13 protein-coding genes and 1 pseudogene are annotated in these 16,542 nt (G+C 37.4%); 9 read left to right on the top strand and 5 right to left on the bottom strand.

All coding sequences use genetic code 11. The annotated features are described in order from the left end of the window. Nucleotides 1–60 precede the first annotated feature (60 nt). The 3 genes and pseudogenes from ABD745_RS12460 to ABD745_RS21565 all read left to right on the top strand — a co-directional run. Nucleotides 61–1,074, top strand: coding sequence for an NAD-dependent epimerase/dehydratase family protein (locus tag ABD745_RS12460; RefSeq protein WP_344830231.1), 1,014 nt, complete (start codon nucleotides 61–63; stop codon nucleotides 1,072–1,074). Between the two features lie 11 nt (nucleotides 1,075–1,085). Beyond that, nucleotides 1,086–1,685: a Crp/Fnr family transcriptional regulator gene (locus ABD745_RS12455; protein ID WP_344830229.1), complete on the top strand. Its 600-nt coding sequence runs from the start codon at nucleotides 1,086–1,088 to the stop codon at nucleotides 1,683–1,685. Nucleotide 1,686: 1 nt separating this feature from the next. After that, a pseudogene (locus tag ABD745_RS21565) lies at nucleotides 1,687–1,863 on the top strand (rhodanese-like domain-containing protein); the annotation flags it as partial. Nucleotides 1,864–2,086: 223 nt separating this feature from the next. Here the strand turns inward: ABD745_RS21565 and ABD745_RS12450 are convergent. Continuing rightward, nucleotides 2,087–2,497: a winged helix-turn-helix transcriptional regulator gene (locus ABD745_RS12450; RefSeq protein WP_344830226.1), complete on the bottom strand. Its 411-nt coding sequence runs from the start codon at nucleotides 2,495–2,497 to the stop codon at nucleotides 2,087–2,089. Nucleotides 2,498–2,599: 102 nt separating this feature from the next. Between ABD745_RS12450 and ABD745_RS12445 the strand changes: the two genes are divergently transcribed. From ABD745_RS12445 to ABD745_RS12420, 6 genes are all read left to right on the top strand, one after another. Next, nucleotides 2,600–3,352: an SDR family NAD(P)-dependent oxidoreductase gene (locus ABD745_RS12445; protein ID WP_344830222.1), complete on the top strand. Its 753-nt coding sequence runs from the start codon at nucleotides 2,600–2,602 to the stop codon at nucleotides 3,350–3,352. Between the two features lie 60 nt (nucleotides 3,353–3,412). Next, on the top strand, nucleotides 3,413–4,036 hold the full coding sequence (locus tag ABD745_RS12440; protein WP_344830219.1) for an NADPH-dependent F420 reductase: 624 nt from the start codon (nucleotides 3,413–3,415) through the stop codon (nucleotides 4,034–4,036). A 643-nt stretch (nucleotides 4,037–4,679) separates the two neighbouring features. After that, nucleotides 4,680–5,576 carry a helix-turn-helix domain-containing protein gene (locus tag ABD745_RS12435; protein ID WP_344830216.1) on the top strand — a complete coding sequence of 299 codons (897 nt, stop codon included), beginning with the start codon at nucleotides 4,680–4,682 and terminating at the stop codon, nucleotides 5,574–5,576. A gap of 73 nt (nucleotides 5,577–5,649) precedes the next feature. Beyond that, nucleotides 5,650–6,486, top strand: a complete 837-nt coding sequence (locus ABD745_RS12430; RefSeq protein ID WP_344830214.1) for an alpha/beta fold hydrolase — start codon at nucleotides 5,650–5,652, stop codon at nucleotides 6,484–6,486. Between the two features lie 33 nt (nucleotides 6,487–6,519). Then, a complete protein-coding gene (locus tag ABD745_RS12425; RefSeq protein ID WP_344830211.1) occupies nucleotides 6,520–7,323 on the top strand; it encodes an enoyl-CoA hydratase/isomerase family protein in 804 nt (267 codons plus the stop codon). A 156-nt stretch (nucleotides 7,324–7,479) separates the two neighbouring features. Beyond that, complete coding sequence (locus tag ABD745_RS12420) at nucleotides 7,480–9,228, top strand: BamA/TamA family outer membrane protein (RefSeq protein WP_344830209.1); 1,749 nt, start codon at nucleotides 7,480–7,482, stop codon at nucleotides 9,226–9,228. 78 nt (nucleotides 9,229–9,306) lie between these two features. On the opposite strand, the gene ABD745_RS12415 is transcribed toward ABD745_RS12420, so the two are convergent. From ABD745_RS12415 to ABD745_RS12400, 4 genes are all read right to left on the bottom strand, one after another. Further along, nucleotides 9,307–10,560: a hypothetical protein gene (locus ABD745_RS12415; RefSeq protein ID WP_344830206.1), complete on the bottom strand. Its 1,254-nt coding sequence runs from the start codon at nucleotides 10,558–10,560 to the stop codon at nucleotides 9,307–9,309. A 24-nt stretch (nucleotides 10,561–10,584) separates the two neighbouring features. Beyond that, nucleotides 10,585–12,744, bottom strand: a complete 2,160-nt coding sequence (locus tag ABD745_RS12410; protein WP_344830203.1) for a hypothetical protein — start codon at nucleotides 12,742–12,744, stop codon at nucleotides 10,585–10,587. A gap of 320 nt (nucleotides 12,745–13,064) precedes the next feature. Continuing rightward, on the bottom strand, nucleotides 13,065–14,825 hold the full coding sequence (locus tag ABD745_RS12405; RefSeq protein WP_344830200.1) for a flavin monoamine oxidase family protein: 1,761 nt from the start codon (nucleotides 14,823–14,825) through the stop codon (nucleotides 13,065–13,067). Between the two features lie 25 nt (nucleotides 14,826–14,850). Then, a complete protein-coding gene (locus ABD745_RS12400; RefSeq protein WP_344830197.1) occupies nucleotides 14,851–16,038 on the bottom strand; it encodes an FAD-dependent oxidoreductase in 1,188 nt (395 codons plus the stop codon). Nucleotides 16,039–16,542 lie beyond the last annotated feature (504 nt).

Raw genomic sequence — 16,542 nt, 5'->3', positions numbered from 1 at the left:
CAAAAGTCAAGTGTATTGGTCAATAGTTATTGGAATTTTGTGTCATTAAAACAAAACATTATGACACAGAAAAATCTGGCTTTAGTATCCGGTGCCAACGGACATTTAGGAAATAATCTGGTTAGACTATTGATAGCAAAGGGAATTCCTGTAAGAGCCACTGTACGGAACATTAATAATAAAGAATCTTTCAGAGGTCTGGACTGCGAGGTTGTACAGGCAGATATTACCGATAAATCATCTTTTGTAAAGGCTTTACAGGGAGTGGAAACTTTTTATGCAGTTGGTGCCTCTTTCAAACTCTGGGCACAGGATCCAAAAAAAGAAATTTATGATGTTAATATTCTAGGGACTAGAAATACTATCGAAGCGGCAGCAGAGGCGGGAGTGAAACGTATTGTATATGTAAGTTCCATAGCAGCACTGGATTATAGCATCCTGCCTACCAAAGAAAGTTACGGCTATAATCCTGACCGCAGGGATATGTATTACAATTCCAAGAATGATGGTGAAAAACTTGCTTTTAAGCTGGCAAGTGAACTGGGGATAGAAGTAATTTCCGTTATGCCTTCAGCAATGATCGGGAGTGAGGCTTTTCTGCCATTGAATGTTTCCTATGGAATTTTGAAGCTGATCCTCAATAAAGAGATCCCAGTAGACACCAAAATCACCCTGAATTGGATTGATGTAAAAGATGTAGCAGAAGGCTGTTACCTGGCTGCTTTGCATGGCCGTGCCGGACAGCGCTACATTCTTGCTAACGAAAAGTGTATGACTATTACTGATACTACCATTTTGGCCAATACATTATTTCCTGAACTAAAGATCAAAATACCGGGTTCGGTGCCAAAATTCATTCTGTCTTTTATTGCCGGGATAATGGAGTTTTCAGCTAAAATGAAGGGTATACCACCGGTATTGACCCGTAAGGATATTGCTATGTTTTCAGGTCTGCAACAGAATTTTGATATTACAAAATCAAGAACCGAACTTGGATTCAATCCGAAAAGCCCTGAAAAAGCTGTAAAGGAAGCACTTGTTTATTTAATGGAGCATAAAGAGCTATTAAAATAGTTATTGTAAATTTGAAACAGATATTCTTAAAAGGTATGATGCAGCAGAAATTAATTGATTTTATCCGTTCCGGGCATTCTCTTTCACAAGAGGATGAGGGTTTGATTATTCAATATTTTGAGCCGGTACTTTTTCCTAAAAACCGCATTATCGAAGAAGAGGGGAAAGTACCGGAATACCTTTACTATATTATATCAGGCTATCTGCGTTTATTCCATTTTAATGAGAATGGAGATGAAATTACAACCCATATCAATTGTCCGCCCGGATTTTTCACCTCTTATTTTTCTTTTATAAATACAGAAAAAGCCACGGATAATGTTGAGTGCATCACGGAATGTGAGCTTTTGCGGATTACAAAAAAAGATCTTGATGTCCTGACTTCAAAAAGTGAAGCGATGAAAGATTTCAGTATCCGGATTTTTCAGCAATCCATATCCTATAACGAAAAACGTTCTACAGAACTGGCAACACTTTCCGCAGAGCAGCGCTATATAAAACTTATTAAAACTTATCCGGGAATCTTACATAACGTTCCGATTAGCTATATTGCTTCCTTTTTGGGAATGAAGCCCGAAAGCCTGAGCCGTATCCGCAGGAAAGTAATTTGAACCTAACGAACATTTTTATCTTCACTGCGCAGGCGGTTACTGAAGTATGATGGCGGCGAGCATTCTTCAGGCAAGAGGTTACAGGAATTTTCTGAAGTTGAAGGTGGGTTCAATGCAATCGTACAAACCGAGGTTTCCCAAAAGTAATTTCGTTTGTCAAAATAAAATGTTGAAGTAATCTGGAATTTATTTTTGTATTAGGAATTTTCTTCGGAGGAATTATTGCTGCACATTTTCTGATGAATCCCGGAGAAATTACAATAATCCAAAGCTCAAAGCAGAATTGGTAATCTATGGGATCACCGATTGCAGTAATCTAGTCCCGACACAATTAATAAATTTTGAAAGTCTTTTAAGTCTAAAAGAACTCATTACAATGATTTTCGTTTTTTTATAAGTCTTTATATCTCAACATTTACTGTGCGCTCGCAACCTGACGAGTTTACATCCTCAAGACTATTACCAACAATTTTTCTTCTGTGTACAATTCCCCAGTCTGTAAGATTGGTGATGATGGTTTGCAGTGTATCACCATGCTCCGTAAGTTCATATTGAACTGTTATAGGTTGTGTACTTAAAACCGTTCGTTTGATTAGCTGGTTTATTTCCAGTTCCTTTAATTCTTTGCTCAGCATTCTGTTGGAAATTCCTTCTATGTCATTCAAGATATCTGAAAATCGTCTTTTGCCATAACAGCAAATAGAAGAGATAATAGCGATCTTCCATTTTCCGCTCAAAACGTCCATTGAATCCTGAACAGCTCTCATTCTTTTCTTTTGTTCCTGTTGGAACTCTTCTATTTTACATCCCATTGTTACTTAGTTATCTCTGTGTTACTGTTATTTTTCGGTACAAAGTTACTAAAAATAACCTAAGTAGTCTACCTTTGTCTCTCAATCTTAAAAAATAGAATAATGAGTAAATTAAAAAATAAGGTTGCCGTGATTACAGGCGGCAACAGCGGTATCGGATTTGGTATTGCCCAGGAATTTAAAAATGAAGGTGCTAAAGGAGTTATTGTCGGCAGAAATCAAGAAACATTAGCCAGTGCTGTGGCACAGCTTGGAGAAGATTTTATCGCCATAAATGCCGATGTAACCAACCCTGCCGATCTGGAAAGAGTATTTAAGGAAACCTCTGAAAAATTTGGTAAAATAGACGTGGTAGTAGCCAATGCGGGTGGCGGAACTGTAGGAACTGTGGAAAGTATTGGTGAATCGGAATATGATAAGACAATGGATTTAAACCTGAAAAGTGTTTACTTCACTGTTCATAAAGCGTTGCCTCATATGAATGATGGCGGTTCTGTTATTCTTATTGGTTCAAATGCAGCACATCGGGCATATGCATCATTTACACTGTATGGTGCTGCAAAAGCAGCTGTGATCTTTTTTGCGAAAGCATTTTCAAGCGATCTTTTAGATAGGAAGATAAGAGCAAATGTAATAACACCAGGTACGACGGATACACCGGCATTTGACAAGTTTGTTCCTGCAGAACAAATTGAAGCTGTAAAAACACACTATGCAGGAGTGATGCCGACAGGCAGAATAGGGCAACCGTCTGACATTGGTAAGGCAGCGGTTTTTCTGGCTTCTGATGATTCTTCGTTTATGCTTGGTGCTGAGCTTCTTGTTGATGGCGGTATGACCTATTTGGCTAAGTAATTGACGCCGAGGTGCCAAGAGTTTGAATTCGTATCATTAAACAATTAAATAATTTTCAAAATGAATAAATCAGAAAACAACGTAGAGAGCTACGCAATTATCGGCTTCGGCAATATCGGCAAGGCTCTGGCCAGAGCATTTGTCCGCAAGGGTATCGAAGTATCCGTTGCAACTACACGTGAACCGGAAAGCTTTGCATCCGATGCAGCTGCTATCGGAACAGAGATCATTCCTACGACACTTGCAGAAGCAGTTCAGGCAGATATCATCTTTTTGGCGGTTCGTTTCGAGTCGCACCCGGATGTTGCAAAAGTACTTTCCAGTTGGCAGGATAAAATCATAGTTGATGTGACCAATGCGTACGGAGTTCCGCCTGAAAAGATGGGAGGACAGCCTTCTGCCAAATTCGTCGCTAAAGCCTTCATTGGTGGAAAACTGGTTAAAGGTTTCAACCATTTGGGCGCTGCCATTCTTGATCAGGACCCGGCGGTGCATGGTGGCAGGAGAGTCGTATTTCTGTCGAGTGACGATGACGGCGCAGCAACGGAGATTGGTACACTCGCAAAAAAGCTGGGTTTTTCACCGATTCAACTTGGTGGACTTTCTGAAGGCGGACTGCTTGTGCAGGCGCACGGAAATAGCTGGGGACAGTTAATTTTTAAGGACCTGATCAAGTTTGATTAATGAATCTTGACCACAATTTAGATATAATCCTGCTAAAGAGGACAACTTCAATTTAATTGAATCGATCAATAACTAAATTAAACCGTCAATAAAAACCAATAATTAACAAGTTAAAAACAAAGTAGCGATTGTTACAGATGGATCCAAAGGAATTTTTTGCTTCCGAAGATGCAGCCTGGATTACGGGAGAGCAAATTTTTGTTTCGGGTAGAATTATGGTTTTTAAATCATAAATTCAAAAAAAGATGATCCTTAGGACAAAATTTTCAGTAGTGTTTTTAATAATCATCTAAAAACAATTGTTTCAAAATTATAAGCTTTTTTTAAATCCCCGTTTCTTCTGGAAGCAGGGATTTTTTATTACTTCAAATAGCTAGCCAAAAAGAAACTAGCCAAAAAATAGATTGGTTAAAGATAATAAATATATAATAGTCATTGCTATTGCTGACAATTACGGGCAATCTCATTTACGAATTTCAGATAACAAACGGAATATGAACCTGCAAACAGACATTTCATTTGATATGAAATTTACAGCCATTAATATATTTAATTGGTGCATAAAAGCAATTTACAAAGCTCTTTTGCAAAATTGATACTAAGTTATAGTAGAAGATTAAAACAAATTTGCAATTTTGTTATTATGAAAGTATTTAGTGATTTAGCAGACTATAACAAATATCTGAATTTAGCAACACCCTTGCATCCGTTAATGGACAGCAGAGTCTGCAAACAGGCGATTCCGAACTTTCCCCAGTCGAGTAGTGAGATTCAGGTCAATCTTTTCAAAATTTCATTAAAGAAAAATTTCACTGGCGATATCAATTACGGAAATAATAAGTACTATACAGAAAACGGATTGATGTTATTTAGCGAGCCGGGACAGGTAGTTTCCTGGGATAGTCTTACGTTTTGGGATGGTTATGCTTTTGTTTTTCATCCCGATCTCATCAAAAAAAATCCAATTGCCAGTAAGGTCAATCAGTACAAATATTTCAGTTATGAGATCAATGATGCATTATTTATGACTGCGGAGGAAGAGGAAACAATCACTTGGCTTTTTACAAAAATTCATTATGAATTGGCTGAAAATAAAGTGAATGCCAATATCAACATCATTCTTTCATTATTAAATGTAGTTCTTACATATGCCGACCTTTTCTATGAAAGACAATTTAAAGAAAAATCAACGAACGCTGTTTCTGTCATTTCAAAAATAAAATCTCTGTTGCAGCAACATTACAGTGATCTTTCAAAACCGGTTAAGAATATCCCGACAGTTTCTTCAGTTGCTGAAGAATTGCATTTGTCATCAAATTATCTTACGGACTTGGTAAGAGCAGAAACTGGGAAAAGCACTATCAATCTTATCCACGAATTTGTCATTGAGCAGGCTGAGATCCTCTTGCTTCAGACAGATTTGAATATTAGTGATGTTGCCTATCAGCTTGGATTCACCAATGTTCCTTATTTTTCAAGGTTTTTCAAAAAAATTAAAGGGATTTCTCCGAGTGAAGTCCGAAATCCGAGAAAAGGATAACATAATCCTTGATTCGTGTTAAAAGGCGACCTTCTGTTCAGGTAATTTTGGATAGATAAAAAAGTCTTTTATTATGAATTCATCTTTTTCAAATTCTGAGACACAGTTTATCAGGATCAATGATGTTCAGATTGCTTACAGGCATTTCGGAGAGGGATTTCCTATTCTGTTTTACAATCGTTTCCGTGGAACTCTGGATACTTGGGATCCCTTATTTTTAGATTCGTTAGCTTATGAACATACAATCGTTTTATTTGATTATCCCGGAATTGGAGATTCAGAAGGTGAGCTCTCATCGGATATTCTGGAAGTAGCATCAGTGGGAACACAGTTGATAAAAGCCTTAAGATACGATAAATTCCACGTGGTTGGCTGGTCTTATGGAGGTCTTGTGGCTCAGACAGCATTATTTTTAAATCAGGACAGGATTCTGAAGACCATTCTTATGGGAACCAATCCGCCAGGCAATAACGAAGTGCCTTTTGATAAAACTTTCTTTGAAAGAGCTTTAAAGCCTGTCAACGACCTTGATGATGAAACGGTTGCATTCTTTGAACCTTCTTCCGAAAAAAGCAGAGCCGCAGCTAAAGCATCATTTGATCGAATTGCAAAACGTCTCGATCGTAAGAAAATACCTTCTACACAGGACAAATTTCAAAAGTATTTTGATGGTTCGGCAATGATGAAAAAAGATGAAAATCATTTCAGAGATCAGTATAAAACTTTGACCAATCCTGTATTGGTAATTTCGGCGGATCACGACATCAGTTTCGCCGTAGAAAATTGGTTTCCTCTTCTTAGAAATGCCCCGTCGATGCATCATATCATAATAAATGACGCTGGTCACGGAGTACAGCATCAGTATCCCGAATTAATTGCCGGATACATTAATTTATTCCTTAATAATTAAAGCTACATTTTAAACTTCATTAAATTTAATAATATGATTTTCACAACACAAAAAATAAGCGAAAGCTACTGGAAAGTACTCATTGATAACCCTCCGGTAAACGTATTTGATCCAGAATTTTCTGTTCAGCTGAGAACAGCAATGGACGAGCTGGAAGCTAATGAAAACCTGAAAGTGGTCGTATTTGAAAGTGCTAATCCTGATTTCTATGTCGCACACGCAGAGCTTGTAAATATCTTTGATTTTCCTAAAGGAGTAGGGGAAACCGGACTTTCTATTTCCTGGCCGGATATTGCGAAACGTTTGGAACAGGCACCGTTTGTAAGTATAGCATCCATAAGAGGAAGAGCCAGAGGTTTAGGCAGCGAGTTTATTCAGGCATTTGATATGCGTTTTGCAAGTAAGGAGAAAGCTGTTTTTGCTCAACCCGAGATTGGTATTGGTTCTTTTCCTGGTGGTGGCGGACTGGAACGTCTGCATCTGCTTACAGGTAAAGCAAGGGCATTAGAGATTATTTTAAGCGGTGATGATTATGATGCTGAAACCGCTGCTGCTTATGGCTGGATAAACCGTGCTTTTCCTGACGGCGAGTTAGACACTTTTGTAGAAAATTTAGCAAAGAGAATTGATTCATTTGATAAAAAAATCATAACAACCATCAAATCCATTATGAACGAAAGGGTAATAATTCCAAAAAACGAACATATTATGGAAACTCAAACACGATTTTTTACATCACTTACTGAGCCGGAAGCCAGAATAAGGATCAAAAATTTATTGGATCAAGGACTGCAAACTTACGGTGATGTAGAATTAAACCTCGGAAAATATTTATAATCGTCTTTTTGACTTTACATAGAAAAGTTTCGGTATGTTACCCGTGTTTTAGTCTATATTGGCTTGTAAATTGATATTACAGATTTTATTGAATTTTAATTATTGATGAACAAATCGATTATAACTTTAATTTTCTTTTTAAATTGTTTTTTCTTTTTGAATGCGCAGGAGAAAAAAGATTCGCTTTATTATAAAATTGAAAAGTTTTCAGATAAAAGAAAGGTTACCAAATTCATTCATCGTTTCATATTTCGGAGGGAGGCAGATTCGGTTTCTGTTAAAACAAGAACCGAAAGATTGTCGCAGGAGACTTATAGCGGAAAATATATCAGAAATATCAGGATAGAAACCATTGACCCGTTTGGATATGGTTCCAAAGATAAAAAAGAAAAATCCAAATGGTACGATTGGTTTACGAATCATCTTCATTCCAACACAAGAGTTTCTACCGTCAATAATTATCTGCTTTTTCAGAAAGGGGAAGAATATAATGCACAGAAAATCTACGAATCCGAACGTTTGTTGAGAACAATGCCTTTTATAAACAGGGTTAATATCAGTATTTCCGATAGTACTTCTACCAAAGATTCTATCGATGTTGTTGTAAAAGTTCTAGATTCGTGGAGTTTAAAACCCAGACTCAGTTATTCCGGAAGTAAAATTGGTTTGGGAGTTACCGAAGAAAACCTGTTAGGACTGGGACACGAGCTGAATCTTCTTTACAGAAACGATTCTAAAGAAAAACAGGATTATCTTTTAGGAAGTTATACAGCATACAATCTTTTTGGTTCTTATATCAATGCTCAGGTTTTAGGAGAACGGGATTTTTTTAAAAATGAAAGAATCAATTTCAATGTCAGAAGAGATTTTTTCTCACCATTAACGAAATGGGCAGGAGGTTTTACTTTCGAATACTTTATGCGAAATGTTTCGCTTCCGATAGAAAATGATACTTCTTTTCCGGGAGTGCAAATCAAAGTGTACAGTCAGGATTTGTGGGGAGGTTATCAAATTCCCGTTTCATCCAATCCAGGTGAAAAGATATCCAGTAATATCGCATTGATAGGGAGATTTCAGAATTATCAGTACAAAGACAGCCCGGGAATCGATCAATATCAGTATTTTAGTTCTTACAGCAGTTTTCTAATGTCTGCCGGATTTATTCAGAGGAAGTTTTCGGTTGAGAAAAATATTTTTCAATATGATTTGCCGGAAGATATTGCTTACGGTAATTCTGTGAATCTGACTGGCGGATTTTTATCAAGAAGTAATAAGATGATTCCTTATGCGGGAATTTCTGCATCTTATGGTAGTTTTACAAAGGTTGGTTATTTCAATGTAAAAGCTCAGTTTGGAAGATTTTTTAACGAGGACAGTCAAAACCGTGAGTCTTTCCGCCTGGATGGAACTTATTTTACCAATCTCATGGATTGGAAATTTGCAAAGGCAAGACATTTCTTTTCTCCGACTTTAGCACTAGGAAATCCACAGCATAATTATTCTTATAAAGACAGGATCAATCTTTCTTCGGCAGACGAATTTCCTGTTTACAGTGCAGATTATATCGGAACTCAGAAATTGGTTTTAAGATATCAGCTTCAGCTTTTCATTAATAAAACATGGAAAAATTTCCATTTCAGTCCGTATTTAACTACAGCAGTAGGCTGGTTAGGAATGCCGGGGGATAAACTGTTGAAAACAAATACTAATACCAAAATAGGAATTGGTGTTTTGATTAATAACCCTTATTTGGTTTTCAACAGGATACAAATTTCTTTTACCTATTATCCTCGCGTTCCTTTTGATAATAATTCGATTTTTGATTTTAACAGTAACCGGAATAACCTTTTACCAATGAACGGTTTTACAACAGATATTCCGCATTTTGTGAATTTTGGAAATTGATATTTTAATATTTTAAAATAATGACCCTCTTTACTTATGCAGAGAGGGTTTGGTTTCTGCGACACAGTATTTGACCGTTTATTTCACAAGGCTGTTAATATAATTTTCCAGATTAGTATAGCCGGTTTGGGTTATAGCTGCTCCATCTGCCGCATCCTTAGCGTTCAGATTATTTTTAGTTTCCCAGCTGTCAGGTATGCCGTCTGCATCTGTATCTTTTAATTTTGAGGTCTCCTGCTTTACTTCCGGTTGTCCGCCGGCATCAGCTTCAGTTTTAAAAATCTGACCTTTCTTACCAAGACTTTTAAAATAGCCGATAATCCGGTTATCTACTGCATCTCGTTTTAAGGAAGAACCAGCTTCCTTCATAACTGCTTTCCAGGCATCATCTGCAGCACTGATTGTAACATTACTTCTTGATATTGATGAGGGTTCTTTTACTAAAGTAGCTGTTTGTTTGATAAAATCTTCATCAGTAACCAAACGTCCGTTTACTTTGCCATCTTTATTGAGATCTACATAATTATCTTTGTGATAAACATGATCAGTAGGAGTGAACATACTTAAGAAATCATTGGTCGAACTTGGTCCGGCAATAAAGTAATTTCCTACAAGATCCTGATAATGGTCTGTGGCCGAATGTCCTCCAATGAAAGCACTCTTGCCCCAGTTATAGACTACATTATTAAGATATTCAATTTTCGCTTTCGCTTTGGGATTACGGCTTTGATTTCCTGTCCACAAACTATGATGGACTGTCATATCAACAGGGTTTTCCAATAAGGCTCCAAAACGCTGTGGGTCTATCCCTTCACCGATAAGGCAATATTGAAGGGTAACATTGGTGCTGTTTTTTACATGCAGATTATCCCATCTTCCCCATTCGATAGAAACGTGGTCAAAGATTATATCCTTTAGTTCATCTGCTACTACGGTGCATGCTCCTTTAGGCATATTAATGCTTCCTCTGAATCTGATATACCTTATAATGCTATTACCGCCAAAAGATATGCCGTTGCCATAAACGATGATGCCTGTTCCCGGTGCAGTCTGACCCGCGATAGTAATTCCGGGAGCAGCAGCAATCTTTTCTTTGATTTTAATCACACCGGCAACATCAAAAACAACCGTTCTGCCAGTCTGGCTTACAGCATCCCTGAATGATCCAGCACCAGTATCGTTGAGGTTGGTCACATGATAAACAGTACCACCACGTCCACCAGCTGCAAAACGTCCAAAGCCTTCAGCTCCGGGAAAAGCGATTTGCTGTGCGTAAGTTAAGGTACAGCATGAACCTAATAAAAATAAGGATAGATATAGTTTCCGAAACATAATGATTATTTTTGATTGTATTATTTATGGTAATTTATTCACGTTTTCCACTCTTATATGCCAGTTTCCATTCTGTGGAAATCCCGGGGCATTGGTTTCCGGTCCGTTGTCCCATCCTGCAGCCATCAATGCAACAGCTGCAAGAAATGCACTGTTTGTAGGTAAATAAGCAGGGCAGGCTAAAGGTTCTTTAGCGCGTTGCACATGCCCATTTTTTAAAAATACAGCTCCAGGCAGGGTATTACACAATATATCCACTGCTTTATCCTGTTCACCTAAGCGTGCCGCTGTCATGGCTCCTTTACCCAGGCTCCAGCTGACAAAACTCCTTAAACCATTACGTTCATATATGGTATTAAAAGTATTGGACATGATTTTCGGATCAATTAAAGGTGTTTGTGGAAGCTGTCCCAAGCTCATGAGCATTGCAGACGAAAAGCCTCCTTTTCGGTTATACATATCGGGATCTGTTTCCATTTCCAGGTATTTATCATCCTTTATAGTTGGGTGAGCTAATTTTTTCAACACCTCATCCCAGTGCGCATCTCTTGTCATACCCATGCGTACGCGCCAGTCTTGGGCAACTTTTAATCCGTAATACCATTGCGTTAACTCAAAAGTTGGATTTTGAGTAGTGTTTTCAGCAGTGCTTTCATTCACGCTCTTGAGTGGTGGTCCTAATATATAGCGGTCAGTTTTAACATCATAAAAAGCATAAGAAGTCAGAAATTGAGCTGACTCAAATACAACGTCACTGTATTTTTTAAGAGTTTCAGTATTTGGATGGGCTCGATAAATCAGTTCGGCAAGATAAATAGGATTGGGTTGGTTCCAGATGATAAAAGGATTAATTCCTCCGGGACTTGTTTTGCCGTCAATACCAGCCATTTTTGGCCATCTTGCACCTTCAAATCCCTCGCGTTTAGCTTCTTTTAATGCAATAGGTAATATTCGTTTATACCAGTTAAAGCTTTTTTCGAGTAAATCTGTATGGTTCCATTGATAAAATTGCGCTGCATGCCACCAATACACCTCAGAATTATGCTTGCCATACCAGCTGATATGCGTTAAACCTGTTTCCTGCGGGGGAAAAGAGCCTGCGTAATTTACCTTCATCAGGTATTGTGAAAGGATAATCCTTCTTTCCAGTTCATTTGCGCGTGGATCCTTGCTGCCTGAAAAATCAACAGCACCGCCTTTAGTCCAGAAATCTTTCCAGGAAAGAGCACTTGCATTGCGGATTGCAGCAAATTGTCGTGGCGTTTGTTTAATAAGTACAGGAGAAAACTGGCAGACGATTTGTAAGCTATCTGACCCTATTGCATTTAGGTAAAAACGATGAGGTCCATCCAGTTCAAATTTCGCCTTTCCCTGCCAGTGAATGGTTACATAATATTCAGTAGTATTAATTACTCTTTTCAAAACCACATTATTCAACCCTTTGCTGACTATTGTAGTTTGGTGCATATTAGGTTGGGTCCAGCTAAAAGGAGGTTTATTTTTAATCGATAAATCGTAAGAATATGGAAAACGGAACGCCGGTTTTAATTTTCCTTCTTTTAATAATGATGATTTAATACTAAAAGCTACTGTGCTATTTTCAGGGCTGCTAACGGTTTCTACTGAAACTTGTTTTCCGTTTAATTGATAAGAACTTGAGAGTAAACCTTTCCAAAGATCAAGTTTTTGATTGATCTGGCTCAAATCAGATAATTCAATAGACTTTCCGTTTTCTTTTACGAGACTGATCTGTCCAAGCGGAGCCGGATGTGGATTCATCCTGAAATATTCACCTGCAGCACTTTTTTCCTGACTCGCGTACATGATTTTACGCCCATGAAAATCGTTCGGTTTCATGGCATCTTCCAGTTTTAGATTCTTCGTATTCGGAAAGGAATGCCAAGCCCAGGTAGAAAGTGTTTCGAGTGGAATCCCGTTTTTATAATAATGCTGTTCCAATGACTGCATCCCTGTAACATCTGCTGTATAGGCGAAATCTCCGTTGCCTACCGATAGTGAAGCCAACGGATCGATCTCTTTTAAGATTACATTGTGCCTGTTCACCAGATCAAACCGGTCAATAGTCTGTGCCATGCCTTTGATCGAAAAAATAAGACACAATGCAGTAAATAGAAGCGAAGTTCTCTTTGCCATTAAAAATGCTTTATATACATTTAGGTTCATTTTATTTTTTTAGGACTGGCAAATCGCAAAATCTTCGTGTGAAATGTTTGGATAGCACATTGATTTGATTTACAGCTAATTTAATATGAACGCTTTAATAGAGTATCCTGCACTCTCGGCTTTTAAAAATCATGTATTAAATACAGTAAAAACCTCTCAGAAACTGAGAGGTTTTTACTGTTACAGATATTTAACTTGTATTAAACTATCAATTTATTTAAGGTTCTTTGCTAAATAGGTGTAAATTTTATATTATTATTATTATTATTATTATTATTATTATTATTATTATTATTATTATTATTATTATTTCGCTTTATCTACCATCCTAAATAATAATCCGGGCTCAGCCAGATCGGACGATGCATTCCAAAATATTCCTGAAGCATTTTTTCGGCTTCACAGAAAGCGCCTTCCACCCAGCCTTGCTGATCAGAATAAGCTTCTCCACAAATATGAATCTGCTCATCGGCTACCGGTTTTCTCATGTACGGCATCACGTTTTCAACGGAGTAGCCTGCTTTCCATGCGTGATATCCTGCACCGAATGGATCGTCTGTCCAGTCTTTAAAATAAGTTACATAAGGTTCCGGAATCGTTACCTGATCTCCGTGAAGTTCTCTAAGCTGATTCATCAATTCGTCAACCATTAATTTGGTAGCCTGAACATCATCTAATTCATGTAATTCTTTTAAGGAAGCAGATTTTGCAGCCTTTACCTCAAAAAGTACCTTGTCATCAGAAAGTGCTTTCCAGAAAGTCTCGGTTTCCATATCTCCGTAACTTCCCAGTAGCATTGAGTTGTCGGTGTGTTGATCTGTTCCGAAATAATAACACTGTCTCATCGGTAAATCGGTGATCGAGTGTCCGGAATCGATTCCCAATTCTTTCCACCAAGGATATGGGAAGCCCATTAATATTTTAAAGGCAGGCTCCATAATTACAGAACGGATATTGTAATTCAGGGTTGAATTTTCATTAATATTAAAGAAGAAATTATTCTGATCCAAAAGCTCCAGAGATTTTCTTGGCATTGCAAGCACTATCGAATTGGCATACACCTTCCATTGGGTGTTGGTTTTCAGATTCAGAAAAGTCAGTTCGTATTTATGCGTATCTGTCAGAGGATGCGCTTTTGTGAAAGTAAGTAGCTTATTTTCAGACCAAATGGTAGCTCCATCATGCTCCATATAAGAATTTGCCAGGGCATAAGCGATGCTGTCATAGCCTTCTTCAATGGTTTTATAGATTGTTCCCGCAGAGAAATCTCCCACCATATAAGGGAAAGCTTCCGCTGAATTCCAGTTGATGGTGTTTGAATAATATCCACCTGCATTTGCCAAAAATTCATAGCCTTCCTGCGAAACCTGATCTTTGATTAAATTCCAGAAACCTAAGTCATTGACTTTACGATTGTCATAAGGAGAATTAGGAAAGTTATAGACTAATTTAGGCTTAATATCATCCCAGTCTCTGCTGTCTAATTCAAAAGAGTAATCGTAAATTGTCTTTCCTCTTTTTATTTTATCACTATATTTTTCAGCAACCCAAGGATCTGCCATCAAAACATCATAAATAATTTTATTAAATAACTGATCTGAGCTAAATCCGTAATCATCATCATTTAAATAATATCTTGTCGGAAGTTTTTCACCTACTGCCTGTGCAACGTTCCATGCATCTTGTTTGAAGCGTTCTTTTCTAAGATACATTAATAATTTTGAAGAATCACCCATTGGGAAAGGCACAGGCGTCATTTGATCTGTCAAAACAGGAATATGTTTGGTCGGATCTTCTGGCAGGGTATAGCCTTCAATCAATGTGGTTACAATTTGCTGAGAAGTCAGATAACGCATACCTCCCAATTCTCCCCAGAAATTCATTCCCGGCATGACAACAGATTCCAGTCTTCCGCCCAGCTTATTGTTCATATCAAAGATTTGTACATCACTGGTTGTAAATTTTTTATCAGTTACTAAACGATAAGCCGTGTACAATCCGGAAGTTCCGGCACCGATAATAGCGACTTCAATTTTTAAATCAGGATGTTTTCCCGGATTTAATGGAGTGTTTTTGTTCATGGTATTTTAGTTTTAATTTAGTTTTTTAAATTGCTTTAAAGTATTTTCTTCCTAATTGGAAAGGAGTAATATCAAAATCAGTATGTCCGTCCAATACAAGATCTGTCATGATTTTTCCTAAAAACGGAGTGAATTTCGCCGCCCAGCCTGTGGCGTACAACACGATGTTTTTATGGTTAGGAACATAACTTGGAGCAAAATCGATCAACAGTTCTTTGTTGGCTATTTTACTTAATGCTATAAGACAGGTTGAAGTATATTCCGGTTCTGTGCCTAAGCCAGTCATGTGTTCTTTTACCCATTCGGAAGTATATCCAAGTTCCTGTTGATTAGGAATTAATGTTCTGTCATTCGGTTCTTCCAAAGGAGTGATTACAAAATCAGGCGCGACACGAATATATTCCGGATGATCCCAGTCAACGGATGGGAAACCGTAAAACTGATTTCCGTTTTCGCCTATTGCATTTTGGAACACAAACCATGTCGGATATTGAATGCTGGGATCTGTTTTCTTAAAATAAGCCGAAGACATATTCCAATAAGTTGCTTCAATTTTAAAATCCAGTAAATTGATTACACTGTTGATGTACGGACCGGGAATGATCGCTAATTTTTTAGTAATATAGCTTCCATTCGGTGTAATGACTTCAAAAAGATCACCTAATTGCTCGATTTTAAGAACAGGAGAGTTTTCCTCTAAATGTACCGTTTCTGATTTTTTACAAAGATCTAAAAGCGTTTCAATGGTCGCTTTAAAATTAATACTTGCTCCGTCCGGCTGAAACAATCCTGTATATGTGTCCGGCAGGTTTCTGAAGTAGTATTTTTCTTCGATTTCTTTTGAGGTAAGGGTAGTGTAGGGAACATTTAGTGCTTTTAAAGCCTGTTCAGCCTCAGCAATATTTCCTTCAGTAGAATGTACGTTGGGATCTCCAAACCAAAGAGTTCCGACTTTGTCAAGCAATTGGGTATCGGTTTGTTTTTGCAGCTCGTCCCAGTAAGGCTCTGCATCCAAGGCCATTTGTACCATGTATTCTTGAGGATACGGGATTCGGAACTGTCGGGATACTCCTGCAGAGCTTCCCAATTGATTCACAAAAGTGAATTGTTCCAGAACTAAGGTCTTTGCCTTGCGTTTTCCGAGATGATACGCAGTAGCCAAGCCGATTGCTCCTCCACCAATGACGATTACGTCGTAGTTTTCTTGAGTCATGTGTTATACGTTTTTAGTTTTATGGTTGTCAGAAATATGCAATAGAAAAGGCACAAAAATTAAATGTGCCATCTTTACTTATTCAATACAATTGAATAATTTAAAAATTAACCTTAAATACTCGTCTGCCGGTACAATCAAGTATATTATTGTAAAATTAATACCATAATATTAATATGGTTTTCAAAGTAACAAAAAATAATGAAAATGTGGTATAGTATAAATACTTATTAATGCTTTTAGTAAAAATACTTAATATTGGGTTTACTTGACAATGATAAATATTTTGCCCGGTAGGTTTGAAAATATTTTTACAAAACGAATTTTAGTCATTGATACGAATAAGTAGAGTGAGGATGGTCTTTTAAATATAGAAATATTAATAGTAATTTTCATGTATGTATTTGAATTGTAAATGGATATCTATATAAAATTCAGGGTTTTCCCCAGTGTATATATGGGTTTTCTACTGCGATTTTATCATTTTATTTTAGGCAGCTTTGT

Source organism: Chryseobacterium ginsenosidimutans (assembly GCF_039536845.1).
GTDB classification, from domain to species: domain Bacteria; phylum Bacteroidota; class Bacteroidia; order Flavobacteriales; family Weeksellaceae; genus Chryseobacterium; species Chryseobacterium ginsenosidimutans_B.
This window is presented reverse-complemented; position numbering and strand designations above follow the sequence as displayed.